The organism is Actinomadura barringtoniae, assembly GCF_017573505.1.
Lineage (GTDB): Bacteria > Actinomycetota > Actinomycetes > Streptosporangiales > Streptosporangiaceae > Spirillospora > Spirillospora barringtoniae.
This window is the reverse complement of record NZ_JAGEOJ010000048.1, coordinates 1-16,521: the sequence shown is the minus strand read 5'-3', so window position 1 is coordinate 16,521 and position 16,521 is coordinate 1. Positions and strand designations below refer to the sequence as shown.

The following is a 16,521-nucleotide window of genomic DNA, read 5'->3' as shown; positions in this document are numbered from 1 at the left end:
TGGTGGAACGGGCGGGGCTGGCGGGGGCGGCACGGTTGGTGGAACGGGTGAGGTTGGCGGATCGGGCGAGGCTGGTGGAACGAGTGGGGCGGGTGGAGTTGGCGCGGCTGGCGTAACAGGCGGGCTTGGCGGCGCGGGTGAGATCGGCGGGGGGGGCGGGGGCGTTGATGTTCTGGCTTTGCGGTTTGGGCTTGCGGGGGCACTTCGGGCTTGGGGTGGCGCGGGGGGTTTGCTGGCGATTGATGATGCTCAGTGGATTGATGCGGAGAGTGCGGATGCGCTGTCTTATGCGTTGCGGCGGGTGACTGAGGGGCTGGGCTGCGTTCTGGCTGAACGGACTCGGGTCGCGGCGCCTGCGGTTCGGTTGGGCGGCGGGTGGAGCATCCTGGATGTTCGTCCGCTGAACGGTGACGACATTGCGGATCTGCTTAGTGAACATGGGCTTCCTTGCAGGCTGGCGGGGCCGGTGCACGTCGCCAGTGGTGGGTTTCCGCTTTGGGCGGTCGAGATCGGTAAGGCGCTGGCGGCTTCGGCCGACTCGGTGCCGTATGCGGTCAGGGCTCTGATTGCCGTTCGGCTCAGTGAACTTCCTGGGCGTACGCGGGAACTGCTGCTGACTGCGGCGCTGGCTCGGCGGCCGACCGTGGCGCTGCTTCGGCGGGCCGGTTGGGCGGACGCGGATCTGGATCTGCGGGCCGCGATCGCGGCGGGTCTGGTGGCGATCGATCCTGCTGGGCAGGTGGCGTTCGCGGGGTCGGCGATTGCCGGAACGCTCGTTCAGGAGGCCGGGTGGACGCGGCGTGCTGAAGCCCATCGGCGGCTGGCGGGTGCGGTGGAGGATGACGTCGATCGCGTTCGGCATCGGGCTCTGGCTGGTCGTGACCTTGATCCGGAGCTGGCGGCCGAACTGGTGGAGGCCGCGGCGATCGTCCGGGAGGCGGGGGACCGGGCGGCTGCGGCTGAGCTGGGGCTTCTCGCCGCCGAACGCGCGCCTGGCTGCCGGGACGATCCTGAGCTGCGCCGGACGATCGTCGATGCGACCGCCGACGCCGCTGCGGCCGGGCGGTCCGATCTCGTACGGCAGGGCGAGGCGCTGCTTGACCGGATCGGGACACCGACCGAGCGGACCCGGGCGCGGCTGGCGGTGATCCGTACCGCCGGGCAGTCGCTCACCGGCCTCGCCGACACTTTCGCCCGCGCGCTCGCCGACGCCGAGGGTGATCCGGCGCTGCAGGCCGAGGTTCATCTGCGGCTCGCGGTCCGCGCCAACCTGACCGAGGGCGATCCGGCGCGGGCCCGGCGCGAGGCGGATCTCGCCTGCGCGCTCGCGCGGGTCGCGGGAGATCGCGATCTGCTGGCGGCGGCGCTCACGATGCGGGCGCGGGCCGAGCGGCTGGTAGGGGACGCTGTTGCTGAACGCACGCTTGCCGAGGCGCTCGGGCTGTGCTCTGCGACCGGGCCGGTGAACGATTCCGCGCCTTTCCTGGCAGCTCGGCACGCGCTTTTCGACGACCGGTTGAACGAGGCGCGCGCGGCCTTCCTCGATCTGCTTCCCGCCGCCGAACGTTCCGGCGCGGCCGAGGACATCGTGGACGTGCTGCGCGGGCTGGCCGAGGTCGAGGTGCGTTCGGGCTGGTGTGCGATCGCCGCCGCGTACGCGCGCCGTGCCGCCGAACTGACCGAGATCGCGGGGCTGTCACCGGGACCGGCGTGGTTCACGATGGCGCTGACGGAGGCGGCGGGCGGCGGGCCGCACCGCGCCCGGGCCTTCGCGCTGCACGCGACCAAGGCGTCGGAGGAAGAGCACGACGTCATCTTCCTCGCGCGCAGCCTGGCGGTGCTCGGCCAGGTCGAGCTGATGACCGGCGATCCGGACGCGGCTGAGGAGGCGCTGGGCCGCGTTCTCGATCTTGAACGGGCCGCTGGCGTTGTGGATCCGTCCGTTCTGCGCTGGCATGGCGACCTGGTGATCGCGCTCGGTGCCACCGGTCGGCAGGACGAGGCGCGCGAGCTGCTGGCAGAGGTCAGGCCGACGGCGGAACGGCTCGGGCGCGGCGGCGTACTGGCCGCGCTCGATCATGCTGAGGGCCTGACGCTGGCGGCGAGCGGACGCCTCGAAGATGCCGAGGAGGCGCTGGACGCGGCGGTCGAACGATTCGGCGCGCTGGGCTTGCCGCTGGAGCAGGGGCGGGCGCTGCTCGGGCTGTCGCAGATCGCCCGGCGCCGGCGCCGCAAGGCGCAGGCCCGGGCTTTGCTGGCCCGCGCCGACGCGATCTTCACCGGCGCGGAGGCCCGGCCCTGGCAGCACCTGGCTCGCGACGCCGCCGCCCGCCTGGACTCCGGCGACCCGAACACCACGGGCCTCGACGTCGCGCTGACCGGGACCGAGGCCCGGGTGGCCGCGCTCGTGTCACGAGGATCCAGCAACCGGGAGATCGCCGTCGCGCTCTCCATCAGCGTGAAGACCGTCGAGTCGATGCTGACGCGGATCTACCGCAAGCGGGGCGTCCGTTCCCGGACCCAGCTGATCGCCGCCCTCCGCGCCTGACGCAACGCGCGATGCGCGATGCGCGATGCGCGATGCGCGATGCGCGGCCTGACGCAAGGGATTCCCCCGTTTCGGGCGCGGCGCCCCGAACCTACCGTTTCTCCCATCGGCGATCCCGATCACCTGGTCAGGGTGCACCACCTCCCGCCACGGGCCTTGTCCGGACAAGGCCCGTACCCCCGTAGCGCGCACCCCTGTAGCGCGCACCCCCCGTAGCGCGCCCCCTGAAGCGCGTACCCCCGAGCCCCCTCGAAAGGCCCCACCGATGAACAGGAATGCACGGCTGCTCTGTTCTGCGGGCGCGGCCGCGGTGCTGGTGATCGCGGCGATGCCCGCCGCGCAGGCAGACCCCGGGCCAGGCCCGTCCCCGAACGCTCCCGCCGATCCGATGCTCAAGGCGATGCGCCGCGACCTCGGCCTCTCCACTCACCAGGTCCAGAAGCGCTGGGCGGACGAGGCGCGCGCCCGCCGCGCCGCGCAGGTGCTGCGGCCCGCGGTCGGCGGCGCCGGCATGTGGTTCGACGCCCACGCCGGAACGCTGGTCGTTCCCGTCGTCGACGATGTTCACGCACGTCAGGTCCGCGCCGCCGGCGCACAGCCCAAGCTCGTCCCCTACGGGCCCGCCGCGCTGGTGCGAGTCGCCGGTCAGGTCTCCCGGCTCGTCGGCGCGGGCGTTCCCGGCGTGACGGCCTGGGGTGTCGACGCGCCTGCCGATCGCGTGACCGTACGGGTGACCGGCGCGGCCGACCCCGCGTTCCGCCAACGGCTGCAAGCCCTCTCGCCGGCGGTGAACGTGGTCCGTTCCGACACCACGTTCCACCAGCAGGGCGGCGACGTGGTCGGCGGCGAGTACTGGAAGCCGGGCACGGAGGGCTCGTGCTCGATCGGCTTCTCGGCGACCGGTTCCGGCGGCTCGCGGCACATGCTGAGCGCCGGGCACTGCACCAACGACGCCGACCAGGCCGCGTACGGCAAGGATGGCACGCGCCTCGGCACGTCCAACGTCGGCGGCACGCACAGCATCAACGCACGCGAGGGCGACTTCGGCCTGGTGGACGTCACCGAGGCGTCCTGGAAGCTGACCCCGACGGTGTCGGGTTACGGCGGCGGCGACATCACCGTCACCGGGTCCGCCGAGCCCACGGTCGGGATGTCGATCTGCCACTCGGGCGGCAACACCAAGCTCCAGTGCGGAACGGTCACCCAGATCAACCAGACCATCGACTACGGCAACGTGATCATCGACGGGCTGTTCGTGACCGACGCCTGCTCGGGCGCGGGCGACTCGGGCGGATCGTACGTCACCGGGCCCAAGAACGACGCCAAGGCCGTCGGGCTGCATTCCGGCGGCGGCAACGCGTGCGGCGCGAGCGACCCGGACACGATCGGGCAGCCGATCAACGAGGCCGTCGCCAAGTGGGGCCTCACCCTGGTCACCGCCACGGCCAACCCGGGCGGGCCGACGGTGGCCTCGCCCGGCGACCAGTCCGGCCAGGTCGGTACGGCCGTACGGCTGGACGGCAAGGTCTCGGGCGGAACGGCCCCCTACAGCTGGTCGGCCACCGGGCTTCCGGACGGGCTCGCGATCGACGGCTCGACCGGAACGATCAGCGGTACGCCGACGAAGGCCGGTTCGTTCAAGGCCACGGTCTCGGTCAAGGACGCCGCGAACAAGACCGGGTCCGCCTCGTTCACCTGGACCATCGGGGCGACCGGCGGCGCGCCCACGCTCACGAGTCCCGGCGGGCAGAACGCCTACATCGGCAAGGCGTTCTCGGTGCAGCTGAAGGCGTCCGGCGGAGCCACCCCCTACCGCTGGAGCGCGACGGGTCTCCCGGCCGGGCTGTCGATCAACGCGGCGTCCGGGCAGATCGCCGGCTCGCCGACGACCTGGGGGATGTCCAACACGACCGTGAGCGTCACCGATCAGGCGGGCAAGAAGGCCGCCGTCACCTTCCTGATCACCGTGTGGAACTCATGGTGATCTAGCGTCCGGACGGCGAGGGAGCGGGACCGCTGCCCGCCCCCTCGCCGTCCGACGACGCGTTCAGCCGACGCGTTCAGCTGACCAGTTCAGCCGACCAGTTCAGCCGACGTGTTCAGCCGACCAGTTCAGCCGACGAGTTCGGTCTCGTCGACGGTCGGGGTGTCGTCATCGTCGTCCTCGTCGGCGAAGCCGGGGATCCACGTGAGCGACTCGCCGCGGGCCGGGATCTCGCAGTCGAGCTGGCACAGGACGCCCGTGCCGGCCGACAGGACGCGGTGGACGATCACGTACTCGGGCGGCACGTTGAGCTGCCGGACCACGTTCGTCGGCCGCAGGTCGGTGACCTTGGCGGCCATGTCGCGCAGCCACTCGCGGTTGAACTTGAAGGTGTCCTCGACGAACGGCTCGGTGATCGGGGCGAGGAAGACCTGGAGTGACTCGGTGTCGACGTCCACGCCCTCGCGGATGAAGTCCTCCTCGCGCAGCGCCGCCTCGACCTCGTCGATGTCCTCGAGCGTGCCGATGCGCAGCAGGCGGCCCATCCGGTACTGGAAGTCCTCGGGGATCCGGTCCACCGCGCCGAAGTCGAGCACGCCGAGCCGCCCGTCCTCCATGAGCCGGAAGTTGCCCGGGTGCGGGTCGCCGTGGAGCATGCCCGAACGCTTCGGGCCCGACAGCAGGAACCGGCAGTAGAGCAGCGCCGCGTGGTTGCGCTCGTCCTCCGACCCGCCGGAGATGATCTTCGACAGGGGGGTGCCGTCGATCCACTCGGTGACCAGCACGTTTCCGGCCTGCGCGACGACCTCGGGGATGTAGAAGTCGGGGTCGTCGGCGGGGTAGGCGTCGCGGACCGCGGTCTGCGAGGCGGCCTCGATCGTGTAGTCGAGCTCCTCGATCACCCGTTCCTTGAGCTCGGCGAGCATGGACTTGACGTCCAGGCCGGGCATCAGGATGCCGAAGAGCTTGCCCAGCCGGGCCAGCTGGTTGAAGTCGCTGATCAGGGCCTTCCCGGCGCCCGGATACTGGACCTTGACGGCGACCTCACGGCCGTCCTTCCACACGGCCCGGTGCACCTGGCCGATCGAGGCGGCCGCGGCCGGCTTGTCGTCGAACGACTCGAACTCCTCGCGCCAGTCCGCGCCGAGCCCCTCGGCCAGCACCTTGTGCACGGCGGCGGCGGGCAGCGGCGGGGCGGCCTCCTGCAGCTTGGTGAGCGTGGCGCGGTACGGCCCGGCGATCTCGGGCGGCAGCGCGGCCTCGAAGATCGACAGCATCTGGCCGAGCTTCATCGCCCCGCCCTTGAGCTCGCCCAGCACCCGGAAGAGCTGCTCGGCGGTGCGCGTCTGGATCTCCATGGCCACGGCCTCGGCCGGCTTGCCGAACGTGCGTTTCCCGACGCCGAGGGCGGTGCGCCCGGCGAATCCAAGGGGCAGGGACGCCAGCTTTGCGGACCGCGTCACCGCGCGGCGGGGAAGATCGCTCACGCTTGCATTCTCAGCGATGACGTGTCGTTCTCGCTACAACCACTGACACAAGTCTTGGTCCTTGTCTCGGCCTCACCGCCCCTACCTGGGTAAACGCGGTAAGTGTGCGCTTTCTCACCCTCTGCCCCAGGGCCTTGCGAAGGCGCGCGATACCGTGCGGGCCATGGCCGATGTGCTGCTGCTGGAAAAGCGTTCCGACGGAGTCGCCGTTCTCACCCTGAACGATCCCGACCGGCGCAACGCGATGTCCGACGAGATGACCGCCGAATGGAAGGACGCGATCGCGGGCCTGCGCGCCGACCCGGCCCTGCGCTGCCTGGTGGTCACCGGTGCCGGCAGCGCCTTCTCCTCCGGGGGCAACCTGTCCTGGCTCGCGGACACCAACGCGATCAAGGTCCCGCCGCTGCGCGACCGGATGCTGGAGTACTACCGGACCTGGCTGACGATCCGTTCCGTCGAGGTCCCCACGATCGCCGCGATCAACGGGCACGCCGTGGGCGCCGGCTTCGCCCTGGCCCTGGCCTGCGACCTGCGCTACGCGGCCTCGGACGCCAAGATGCTCGTCCCGTTCACCGCCCTCGGCCTGCACCCCGGCATGGCCACCACCTGGCTGCTCCCCGAGGTGGCCGGGCTGCCGATCGCCCGCGAGCTGCTGTTCACCGGCCGCGCCGTCAGCGGTCCCGAGGCCGAGGCGTACGGCCTGATCAACCGTTCCGTCCCGCGCGAGCAGGTCCTGGGCGAGTCTCTCAAGGTCGCCGAGCAGATCGCCGCCCAGGCCCCCATCGCCACCCGCCTCACCAAGGTCGCCCTCTCCGGCGGCGGCCACCCCGACATGGAGTCCGCCCTCCGCTGGGAATCCCTGGCCCAGCCCGTCACCATGACCTCCAGCGACATGGTCGAGGGCATCACCGCCCAACGCGAAAAGCGCCGCCCCACCTTCACCGGCGAGTAGCCACCCGTTCGGCCGATCCCGCGCTGGCCGAAGCGGCGAGGCAAGCCGCAGCGCGGACCGTGTCAGAGGGCACGCCAGGCGCCGCGCCGGCGCTGAGAGACGCTGCTGGTCAGAGGCCGCCGTGTTGGCGGGCTGACTCTTGGCGGGGGACCAGGGACATGGCGCCCGGGGCCTCGTCGTGCGGCGGGCCGGACTGCTTCTGGGCCTTGCGCTTGGCCAGCTGCCCGGCGATCAAGGCGGCGAGCACCGGGGTGGCGACCTCGATCACGCGGGTGATGGAGGCGGCGGGGAGGCCGAAGCGGCCTGCGACCTTGCGGGCGACCGGGCGGAAGGCGCGGCCCGCCACGCGGCCGGCGATCATGCCGACGACGCCTCCGCCGATGCGGGCGGCGGCCGAACGCTGCGCGCTCTCTTCAGGCGAGAGGGGTACGCCCTCGATGGGCTCCTCGTTCTTGCTGGCCTTGCTCACCGTGCCCCCTGTAGTCGACTGTCACCGTACGTACCCAATCGACCACAAGGAGAAGCTCCGGCCGCCGGGGCGCCCGCCTCCCTTCCCCTTGACGAAGCGGGTGCCCGGCGGCCGGAGCCGTCCTGGAGCCCGACAGTAGGAGCGGTCCGCGGGGCCGTCAACGGGCCCGTGTGGACAGGGTGTGGAGGCTCCTGGGGACGCGCCGGGGTGTTGGTGTGGAAAGCGGGGGGAGATTCTGTGGAAACTCTCTGGGGACGGGCAAAAACACCTCGGCTGACCTGGGATGATGCCGCCCACCCCCTGTGGAGGACGCAAATTTTTGGGTACGGTTCTGGGGTGCCCCCCAACGTAGAGGTCCGCCGCAGCAACAGACGTCGGCGGACGGTGTCCGCGTATCGCGACGGGGACAAGGTCGTGGTGATGCTTCCGTCGAGGCTGAGCAAGGCCGAGGAAGAGCAGTGGATCGCGACCATACTGGAGCGCCTGGCCGAGCGTGAGCGCCGGCGGCGGCCCAGTGACTCCGATCTCGAGGCACGGGCTCTAGAGCTGTCTCGCCGCCATCTCGGCGGCCGTGCGGTGCCCACGAGCGTCCGCTGGGTGAGCAACCAGCGCACGCGCTGGGGCTCCTGTACGCCCGACGACGGCACGATCAGGCTGTCCACCCGGCTGCGCGGCATGCCGTCCTGGGTGGTCGACTACGTGCTGGTCCACGAACTGGCCCACCTGCTGATCCCCGGGCACGGCGCGGACTTCTGGGAGCTGGTCGGCCACTATCCGAAGACGGAACGGGCCCGCGGCTACCTGGAGGGCGTCGCGGCGGCCGAGCACCTGCCGCACGAGGACGCGGCGGACGCTCCGGACGCCAACGACTACGGCGTCGCTGGATGACCCGGTTCGTCGCGGTCCTGGCGTACCCCGGCGGGCAGGCCCCGCCCGGCATCGACCCCGACGAGTTCCGCCTGGCCCTGCTCGAGGACACCTACGAGGTCGCGGCGGGCCTTGAGCTGGTCACGCCCGCGCTGGTCCTGGACCCGCCCCACCAGCCCGACGCCGAGGCCGTCACCTGGCCGGGCACGCCGATCGTACAGGCCGGAACGCCCGCCGAGGCGTTCGCCGAACTGCACGCCCTGGGCGCCACCGAGGCCGCCCTCCTCGCCCACGACGCGCCCGACCTGCCGCCGCTGCTGATCGGCAAGCTCTTCCGTTCGCTGGGGAACGCCCCGGCGGCCGCCTGCCAGTCGGAGAACGGGGGACTGGTCGCCCTGGCCGCCCGCCTCCCGCTGGAGGACTGGCTGGCCACGGCCCTCAAGGACACCGGCCTGAACGCGCCCGACGCGCTCACCCGCCTGCGCGACGCCGCCCCCCGCCCCGGCCAGATCCCCCAGGGCCCCGGCTGGCACCGCCTCCGTACCCCCGAGGACCTCCGCTTCCTCGACCAGGGCCTAGAGGGCTGGGAAAACACCCGCGCCCTACTAGAGGGCCACCCCCTCGCCTGACCGGCCGGCTGACCCCCTGCTGATCTGGTCGGCCGACCGCCCGCTCGCCTGACTGGCCGGACCGTCTGCTGCCCTGACTGGCTGGCCGTCCGCTGGCTTGATCGGTTGGCCGTCCGTTAACCGGCCGGCCGACCACCTGCCGGCCCGACTGGCCGACCACCTGCCGGCCTGACTGGCCGACCACTTGCTGATCTGGCCGGCCGGCCTGACGACCGGCCACCTTCGGGTCTGTTTGGCGGCCAAGCCTGACTGGTCTACAGGGTCGTCGCGCGGGCGACCAGTCGGCGTACGGCGTCGTCGGTGAGGTCGGGGAGGGCGTTGGCCGGGAACCAGCGGAGGTCGTCGGACTCGTCGCTGATCTCGGCGCGGGCGTTCTGCGGGGCGTAGGCGACGTACTGAACGTCCAGGTGCCACGTGCCCTCGGGGTGGCAGAAGACCTTGTGGCGGTCCAGCTGGATCGGGTCCAGCCGCAGCTCCAGGTCCTCGATCCCCGACTCCTCGGTGGCCTCGCGCAGGGCGGCCTCGGCGAGGGTGGCGTCCCCGGGTTCGCAGTGGCCGCCGAGCTGGAGCCACATCTTGATCTTGCGGTGCAGCGTCAGGAGGACCTGGGTGCCGGTGGAGTCCAGGACCAGCGCGCTGGCGGTGATGTGGCCGGGTGCGCACGCCTTCCAGAGCCCGTCGGCGTGCGCGTTCAGATGCCCCAGGAACTCCTCGCGCAGCCGCGCCTGCGCGGCGGCGAAGCCCGCGTCGGTGCCCGAGGGCCGGTAGGCCTCGAGCACCTTGATCGCGTCGGCGTGGAGCGGGTCGGCGGGCAGGGCCGGGTCGGCGGGCAGGGTCACGTGCGGCCGATGCGCGGGTAGAGCGAGTTGGCGGGGTGGCGGCGCCGGCGCTCGTGGTCGAGCGGGCGCTGCCAGCACAGTGCCGAACGGGCGGAACGGCGCCTGTGCGCGGCCGAGCCGGGATCGATCAGGCAGCCGTTCAGCCGCGTACGCGCGCGGAGGCTCACGACTCGGGTTTCCCGTCGTCGCCCTCGCCGTCGTCCTTGGGCTCGGTCTCGCCCTTGTCGTCCGGCCCGGCCTTGGCCTCGCCCTTGTCGTCCAGGCCCTTGGCCTTGTCGGGGTCGGTGAGGGCGGAGATGTCCAGGTCGGACAGGCCGTCCTCGCGGCCGTGCACGAAGCCGTCCGGGTCGTCCAGGTCCTCGGCGGTCGGCAGCAGGTCCGGGTGCTCCCAGACCGCGTCCCGGCCGGAGGTGCCGCGGACCTCGGTGAGCGTGCGCCACAGCGCGGCGGCCTCGCGGAGGCGGCGCGGGCGCAGCTCCAGGCCGACCAGCGTGGCGAACGTGCGTTCGGCGGGACCGCCGGTCGCGCGGCGGCGGCGGACGGCCTCGGCCAGCTTGACCGCGCCGGGCAGCCGGCCCTCGGCGACCTCGTTCACGACCGTGTCGACCCAGCCCTCGACCAGCGCGAGCGTGGTCTCCAGGCGGTTCAGCGCGGCCTTCTGCTGCGGGCTGTCCTCGGGCTGGAGGTTGATCTCGCCGCCCAGCGCCTCCTGGATGGCCTCGGGGTTGGCCAGGTCGAGCCCCTGAACGGCCTGCTCGATCCCGGACAGGTCCACGGTGATCCCGCGGGCGTAGTCCTCGACGGCGCTCAGGATGTGGGCGCGCAGCCACGGCACGTGGGCGAACAGCCGCTGGTGGGCGGCCTCGCGCAGCGCCAGGTAGAGCCGTACCTCGTCGTCGGAGACCTCCAGGCCCTCGCCGAACGCGTCGACCCCGGCGGGCAGCAGCGCGCCGACGCCGTCGGGCGCCAGCGGCAGGCCCACGTCGGCCGAGCCGACCACCTCGCGGGCCAGCGCGCCGAGCGCCTGCCCCGCCTGGCCGCCGACCATGGCGCCGGCCATCTGCTTGACCATGCCGATCAGCGGACCGGCCATCGCCTGCATCTCGGCCGGGATCTCGCCGGGCCCGCCCAGGGCGCCGCCCATCGACTCGACCATGCGGGTCGCGATGGGGTCGCAGACCTTGGACCACACTGGCAGCGTCTGCTCGATCCATTCCGACCGGCTCCAGGCCTGCGGCTTCTGGATCCCGGCGGGGAGCGTGGTGCCCTCGTCCAGCCACAGGTCGGCCAGCCGCAAGGCCTCCTCGACCTGGCGGCGCTCGGCGTCCACGATCGACGGGTCGCCCTGCTCGACCACCTGGTGGCGGGCGATGTTCTTGGCCAGGTCCCAGTTCAGCGGGCCGCCCTCGCCCGGGGCCCCCTGGGTCCCGATCATGTCGGCGAAGCGGTGCAGCATGTCGGCGAACTGCTGCATGTCGCCGCCCATGCCCTTGAATGGATCCTGGGGCTTGTTGTCGTCGTCACCGTCTCCCGGACGGTTGAAGCCGAAGGGAGTGTCACTCATCGGTTTGCCCCTGGGATGCATGATGGGCTCATATCCGCAACGTTAGCCGGTCCCGGCGGACTCGCGTACACAAGGAGAGGGGCACCTCCGTGGCAACGGGCAAGGTTCGCCCTCGGCGTAGCAAGGGCCCGGTCGTGGCCGTCACCGGCGCGTCGTCCGGGGCGGGGCGGCTGCTGGCCGGAAGGCTTGCCGAGCGGGAAGAAGTGAAGAAGGTCGTCGCGATCGACGCGCACCGCGGCGATGTGCCCGGTGTCACATGGCGCGTGGTGGACGTACGCGACCCGCTGCTGTCCAACCGGCTGTCGGACGTCGACGTGATCGTCAACCTGGATCTGGAGCGTTCGCCCGACCTCGAACCGCGCGAGCGCCGTACCCACAACGTCCGCGGCGCGCAGACCGTGGTGACCGCCGCGGCCGCCGCCCGGGTGCGCAGGGTGATCCTGGTCACCAGCGCGATGGTGTTCGGCGCGGGCCCCGACAACGAGGTGCCGCTGAACGAGGACGCGCCGCTGCTGGCCGAGGCCAACACCAGCATCGCCGGGGACTACCTGGAGATCGAGGACCTGGCCGCCAACGCGCCGGTCACCCACCCCGGCCTGGAGATCACCGTCGTACGGCCCGCCGCCCTGGTCGGGCCGGGCATCGACACCGTGGTCACCCGCCATTTCGAGGCGCCGCGCCTGCTGACGGTCAAGGGCAGCACGCCCGCCTGGCAGTTCTGCCACGTCGACGACCTCGCCGCCGCCCTGGAACTGGTGATCGTCGAGGACATCGCCGGGCCCGTCGGCGTCGGCTGCGAGGGCTGGCTGGGCGCCGAGGAGGTCATGGAGATCACCGGCAAGCGCGGCTTCGAGCTGCCCGCCTCGGTGACGTTCGGCATGGCCCAGCGCCTGCACCGCCTCGGCATGACGCCCGCGCCCGCCACCGACCTGCACTACGTCGCCTACCCGTGGGTGGTCGACTGCGCCCGCCTGCGCGACGCGGGCTGGAAGCCGCTGTACGACAACGCGACCGCCCTGCGCGTCCTCATGGACGAGACCGCCGGCCGCCACGCCGTCGTCGGCCGCCGCGTGGGCGGCAAGGAGGCCACCATGGCGACCGCCGCCGGCGCGACCCTCGCCGCCGTGGGCGCCGCCGCCGCCATCCGCCGAGCCCGCAAACGCCGCCGTGTTTAAGAAATCCCGGCCTACGGCCTCGCCTGGCGGCTCGGTCTAACCGGGCTTTTGGCGAGCGCTGCATCGCTTCGCGATCTAGCCTCGTTCCTCGGCTAGACCTTCGGACGCGCTCGCGTGCGTGGTGGCAGTGGCTGCGCACAAGATCGGCGAGGTGGACAGGGGCGGGGTCAGCCGGTCGGCGTGGTTGAGGGCGACGTCGACGGGGTCGGGGTCGGGGTCGTTGACGGGGTTGAGGTTGTCGTGGGGGCGGGCTTGGCCTTGGCGGCGGCCTTCTGGGCCTCCTCCAGGGCGTCACGGGCGGCGGTGATCCGCTTCCAGGCCTCGCCCATGGCGGTGTAGTCGTTCTTGCTCTGGGCCTTCTGGAAGTCGTTGATGGCCTGGTTGAGGTTGTTGATGGCCGCCTGGACGTCCGAGCTCAGCGGGCCGGTGCCGCCGCCCTGGTCGCCGGTGCCCTGGGTGGGTGCGGTGCCGTCACCGCCGAAGATCGAGGTCAGCGCGGCGGGGAGGGTGTCGCCGATGGCGCTCTTGCCCCCGAAGCGGACCAGCACCTTGCGCAGGATCGGATAGGTCGAGCTCGCGGGTTTGACGTAGACGGGCTCGACGTACAGGATCCCGCCCTCGAAGGGCAGCGACAGCAGGTTGCCGAACAGCGTCTTGTTGCCGTTCTGGTTCAGCGGGAACAGCTGCTGCCCGACGGTGGCGTCGCTGGTCATCGCGTTGTGCGCCAGGGACGGACCCTCGGTCGTCTGGTTGCGCGGCAGCTCCAGCACGCGGATCTTGCCGTACGTGGGCCCTGGCGTGGAGTCGACCGCCATGAAGGCCGCCAGGTTGGTGTTCCCCTTGGGCGTCAGCGCCGAGGTGAGCGAGAACTGCGGCGACTCCGAGTCGGGCATCTGCACGCTCTGGTAGTACGGCGGCTGGATCCTGCTCTGCGACGTCGGGTCCTGCGGCACCTGCCAGAAGCCCTGGGCGCCGTAGAACGCGTCGGGCTGGGTGACGTGGTAGTTGGTCAGGATCCGGCGCTGGACCTTGAACATGTCCTGCGGGTAGCGGAAGTGGTCCATCAGGCCCGGGACCTTGTCGATCGCGCTCCGCGGCTCCACGGTGTGCGGGAAGACCTTCATCCAGGTCTTGGTGATCGGGTCCTGGTCGTCCCACTGGTAGAGCCGGACCGTGCCGTCGTAGGCGTCCACCGTGGCCTTGACGGAGTTGCGCATGTAGTTGATGTGGTCGTTGGCCTGCTTGGCCACCGCCGACCGGGTGTCGGTGATGGTGTCGCGGGTCGCGTCCCCGAGGCTCATGCTCTCGGAGTACGGGTAGTTGTTGGACGTGGTGTAGCCGTCCACGATCCACAGGATGCGCCCGCCGACCACGGCCGGGTAGAGGTTGCCGTCCAGGGTGAGCCAGGGGGCGGCGCGGTGCACCATCTCGCGCGGGTTGCGGTTGTAGAGGATCTTGGCGCCCGGCTTGATCGCGCCCGAGAGCAGCAGGTTCTTGTCCTGGAACTTGGTCGCGAACAGGAACTTGCGCAGGAACGAGTCGACCCGGACGCCGCCGCTGCCGGTGTAGGTCGTGTCGGCCTGGCCGGAGGCGCTGTCGCTCGGGTAGTCCAGTTCCTGCTGGTCGTCGCCGCCGACGACCGAGTAGTTGTTGGACTGCTCGCCGAAGTAGATCTGCGGCTTGTCGATCCGCAGCGACCCCGTGGGCGGCTTGCCGTCGGCGCCGGTGGAGGGCATGTCCTTGGTCAGGAACTGCGGCGTGCCGCCCTCGCCGATCTGGCCGCCGTCGGCGGACACGAACCCGTAGCCGTGGGTGTAGACCATCCGGTCCTTGACCCAGCTCTGCTGGCCGGACGGTGCCCCGCTCAGCTCCCGGACGGCCACGATGGCGTCCCGCGACTTGTCGCCGATCTTGTAGCGGTCGACGTCGAGGGTGTCGGGGAACTTGTAGAACGGCCGCTTCTGCTGGAGTTGCTGGAACGTGGGGCTGATCACGTTCGGGTCGAGCAGCCGGACGTCGGTCAGCCCGTCCGCGGCGGACTGCAGCTTCTTGGCGTCGGTCTCGGGCTTGCCGCCGTACTGGGTGATCGAGGTGTCCTCGACCCCGTAGGCCTTGCGGGTCATGGCTATGTTGCGGGCGATGTACTGGCGTTCCTTGGCCTGCTCGTCCGGCTTCACCTGGAACTGCTGGATCAGCAGCGGGTAGAGGCCGCCGACCAGGATCGCCGACACGACCAGCAGCGTGAAGCCCACGCCGGGCAGCATCATGCCGCGGCGGGTGATGTTCACGAAGAACAGCGCCGCGCAGATGATCGCTATCAGGGCCAGGATCGTCTTGGCGGGCAGCAGCGCGTTGACGTCGGCGTACGACGCGCCGGTGACCACCCCGCGCTCGCTGTGCACCAGGCCGTAGCGGTCGAACCAGTAGGCGAACGCCTTCAGCAGCACGAAGATCCCGACCAGCACCGACAGGTGCGCCCGGGCCGGGCCGCTGGCCTTGTCGCCGGGCCCCTGGAGGCGCAGCCCGCCGTACAGGTAGTGCACGACGACCGTGGCGAGGATCGACAGGATGATCGTCGCGAACGCCACGCCCAGGATCATCCGGACGAACGGGTAGGTGAAGACGTAGAACGAGACGTCCTTGTGGAACTGCGGGTCCTTCACGCCGAACGAGGTCCGGTGCAGGAACGCCAGGAACGTCGGCCACTGCCCGGCCACCGACGACCCGGTCAGCAGGGCCAGCAGGGTGAGCAGCCCGCCGCTGATCAGCCGCCGCCGCGGGTCGATCACCGTGCGGTAGCGCTCCAGCCCCTGCTGCTCCACCGAGAGCGGGCGGTACGCGGGCCGCAGCCGGTAGGCGATCACCATGTTGGCGCCGACCACCAGCGCCATCAGCAGCCCCGAGCCGAAGAACAGCACCAGCTTGGCCCACAGCTGCGTCGTGTAGACCGAGGTGAAGTCGACCGACTCGTACCAGAGCAGGTTGGTCCAGATCTGGGCGAAGACGAAGTAGGCGATCAGGAGCGCGGCCAGCGCGACCAGCGCCGGTAGGACCAGCCGCGTCCGGCCTGTCCCGAGCCGTCGCCCGATTCCGGGAGTCCGGAAGGTCAAGAGCCTCTCCGTTCCAGGTCATGCCCACCGGACCCCTCGCCGGTGCTGTCTATGCAACTTACCTACTTGCCGGGGGGTTCCAGCCTTTCCTTCTCTCGAATGGGGGAAAGATGGGCGCGTGAGTCTTCTGGAAGAAGTCGTGCTGGATCTCGAACGCCATTCCGCCCAAGAGGGGTGGGACGCGCCGCCGAAGCTCTACGCGCTCGTGCAGAGCGCCGAGTTGCGGAAGGCGGAGCCGGACCTGGCGCAAGAGCTCGGGCTGCCCCCCGACACCGACACGCTGGCCGCCCTGGAACAGCCCGCCCTGCCCGAGCAGGGCAGCGTCGAGGACGCCCTGGCCACCATCGCCTGGCCCGACACCGTCGCCGGCTGCGCCCTGGTGATCGAACGGGTCGTGCTGCCGCCCGAGGCCGAGGGGGAGATCCCCGAGGACGAGGAGGAGGCGGCCACGTGGGCCGCCGAGCACCCCAAGCGCGAGGACGTGCGCATGGTGGTCGGCGTCCTGCGCGACGGCACCCGTCACTCGGCCCTGCGGCTGCGCCGCCACGACGCCGACGACGAGGTCCTGGTCGGCCCCGAGCTGGTCCCGGCGCTCGCCGAGGCCCTGAGCGCCACGTTCGACCCCGACATGCCCGACCTCCCCCCGCCCGCCGAGCCCGTCTAACCCCAGGCGGGCCCCGAGCCCGTGTGATCTCAGCCGGGCGCCGGGCCCGTGTGATCTCAGGCGGGCGCCGGGCCCGTGTGATCTCAGCCGGGCGCCGGGCCCGTGTGATCTCAGCCGGGCGCCGGGCCCGTGTGATCTCAGCCGGGCGCCGGGCCCGTGTGACCCCAGGCGGGCGCCGGGCCCGTGTGATCTCAGCCGGGCGCCGGGCCCGTGTGATCTCAGCCGGGCGCCGG

Annotated in this window: 13 protein-coding genes; 7 read left to right on the top strand and 6 right to left on the bottom strand. The window is 71.5% G+C overall.

Annotation, left to right across the window (positions count from 1 at the left end; genetic code table 11):
• Nucleotides 1-229: 229 nt before the first annotated feature.
• Nucleotides 230-2,548 (top strand): helix-turn-helix transcriptional regulator, encoded by a 2,319-nt coding sequence (locus J4573_RS53240; protein WP_208264161.1) that lies wholly within the window; start codon nt 230-232, stop codon nt 2,546-2,548.
• A 265-nt stretch (nt 2,549-2,813) separates the two neighbouring features.
• Nucleotides 2,814-4,532: a putative Ig domain-containing protein gene (locus J4573_RS53235; RefSeq protein ID WP_208264160.1), complete on the top strand. Its 1,719-nt coding sequence runs from the start codon at nt 2,814-2,816 to the stop codon at nt 4,530-4,532.
• Nucleotides 4,533-4,660: 128 nt separating this feature from the next.
• On the opposite strand, the gene J4573_RS53230 is transcribed toward J4573_RS53235, so the two are convergent.
• Nucleotides 4,661-6,019, bottom strand: a complete 1,359-nt coding sequence (locus tag J4573_RS53230; protein WP_208264159.1) for an ABC1 kinase family protein — start codon at nt 6,017-6,019, stop codon at nt 4,661-4,663.
• 163 nt (nt 6,020-6,182) lie between these two features.
• Between J4573_RS53230 and J4573_RS53225 the strand changes: the two genes are divergently transcribed.
• The gene (locus J4573_RS53225; RefSeq protein ID WP_208264158.1) at nt 6,183-6,971 is read left to right on the top strand and encodes an enoyl-CoA hydratase/isomerase family protein; all 789 of its coding nucleotides are present in this window, start codon (nt 6,183-6,185) and stop codon (nt 6,969-6,971) included.
• A gap of 109 nt (nt 6,972-7,080) precedes the next feature.
• Here J4573_RS53225 and J4573_RS53220 read toward each other — a convergent pair whose 3' ends face one another.
• Nucleotides 7,081-7,440: a hypothetical protein gene (locus J4573_RS53220; protein ID WP_208264157.1), complete on the bottom strand. Its 360-nt coding sequence runs from the start codon at nt 7,438-7,440 to the stop codon at nt 7,081-7,083.
• 384 nt (nt 7,441-7,824) lie between these two features.
• Between J4573_RS53220 and J4573_RS53215 the strand changes: the two genes are divergently transcribed.
• Complete coding sequence (locus J4573_RS53215; RefSeq protein ID WP_208264164.1) at nt 7,825-8,328, top strand: M48 metallopeptidase family protein; 504 nt, start codon at nt 7,825-7,827, stop codon at nt 8,326-8,328.
• Entirely contained in the window at nt 8,325-8,936 is a 612-nt protein-coding gene (locus tag J4573_RS53210) for a hypothetical protein (RefSeq protein ID WP_208264156.1), read from the top strand. The genes J4573_RS53215 and J4573_RS53210 overlap by 4 nt, the downstream gene beginning before the upstream one ends.
• A gap of 254 nt (nt 8,937-9,190) precedes the next feature.
• On the opposite strand, the gene J4573_RS53205 is transcribed toward J4573_RS53210, so the two are convergent.
• Genes J4573_RS53205 through J4573_RS53195 form a run of 3 tightly spaced genes read right to left on the bottom strand, consistent with a single transcriptional unit; the run spans nt 9,191 to nt 11,339 of the window.
• Nucleotides 9,191-9,775 (bottom strand): NUDIX hydrolase, encoded by a 585-nt coding sequence (locus J4573_RS53205; RefSeq protein ID WP_372443061.1) that lies wholly within the window; start codon nt 9,773-9,775, stop codon nt 9,191-9,193.
• Nucleotides 9,772-9,942: a hypothetical protein gene (locus J4573_RS53200; protein ID WP_208264155.1), complete on the bottom strand. Its 171-nt coding sequence runs from the start codon at nt 9,940-9,942 to the stop codon at nt 9,772-9,774. The genes J4573_RS53205 and J4573_RS53200 overlap by 4 nt, the downstream gene beginning before the upstream one ends.
• Nucleotides 9,939-11,339 carry a zinc-dependent metalloprotease gene (locus tag J4573_RS53195; RefSeq protein ID WP_208264154.1) on the bottom strand — a complete coding sequence of 467 codons (1,401 nt, stop codon included), beginning with the start codon at nt 11,337-11,339 and terminating at the stop codon, nt 9,939-9,941. The genes J4573_RS53200 and J4573_RS53195 overlap by 4 nt, the downstream gene beginning before the upstream one ends.
• Nucleotides 11,340-11,428: 89 nt before the next feature.
• On the opposite strand from J4573_RS53195, the gene J4573_RS53190 reads away from it, so the two are divergent.
• Nucleotides 11,429-12,514 (top strand): NAD-dependent epimerase/dehydratase family protein, encoded by a 1,086-nt coding sequence (locus J4573_RS53190; RefSeq protein WP_307797572.1) that lies wholly within the window; start codon nt 11,429-11,431, stop codon nt 12,512-12,514.
• Between the two features lie 167 nt (nt 12,515-12,681).
• On the opposite strand, the gene J4573_RS53185 is transcribed toward J4573_RS53190, so the two are convergent.
• The gene (locus tag J4573_RS53185) at nt 12,682-15,624 is read right to left on the bottom strand and encodes a UPF0182 family membrane protein (RefSeq protein ID WP_208264153.1); all 2,943 of its coding nucleotides are present in this window, start codon (nt 15,622-15,624) and stop codon (nt 12,682-12,684) included.
• Between the two features lie 118 nt (nt 15,625-15,742).
• Between J4573_RS53185 and J4573_RS53180 the strand changes: the two genes are divergently transcribed.
• Nucleotides 15,743-16,288, top strand: coding sequence for a PPA1309 family protein (locus J4573_RS53180; protein WP_208264152.1), 546 nt, complete (start codon nt 15,743-15,745; stop codon nt 16,286-16,288).
• Nucleotides 16,289-16,521 lie beyond the last annotated feature (233 nt).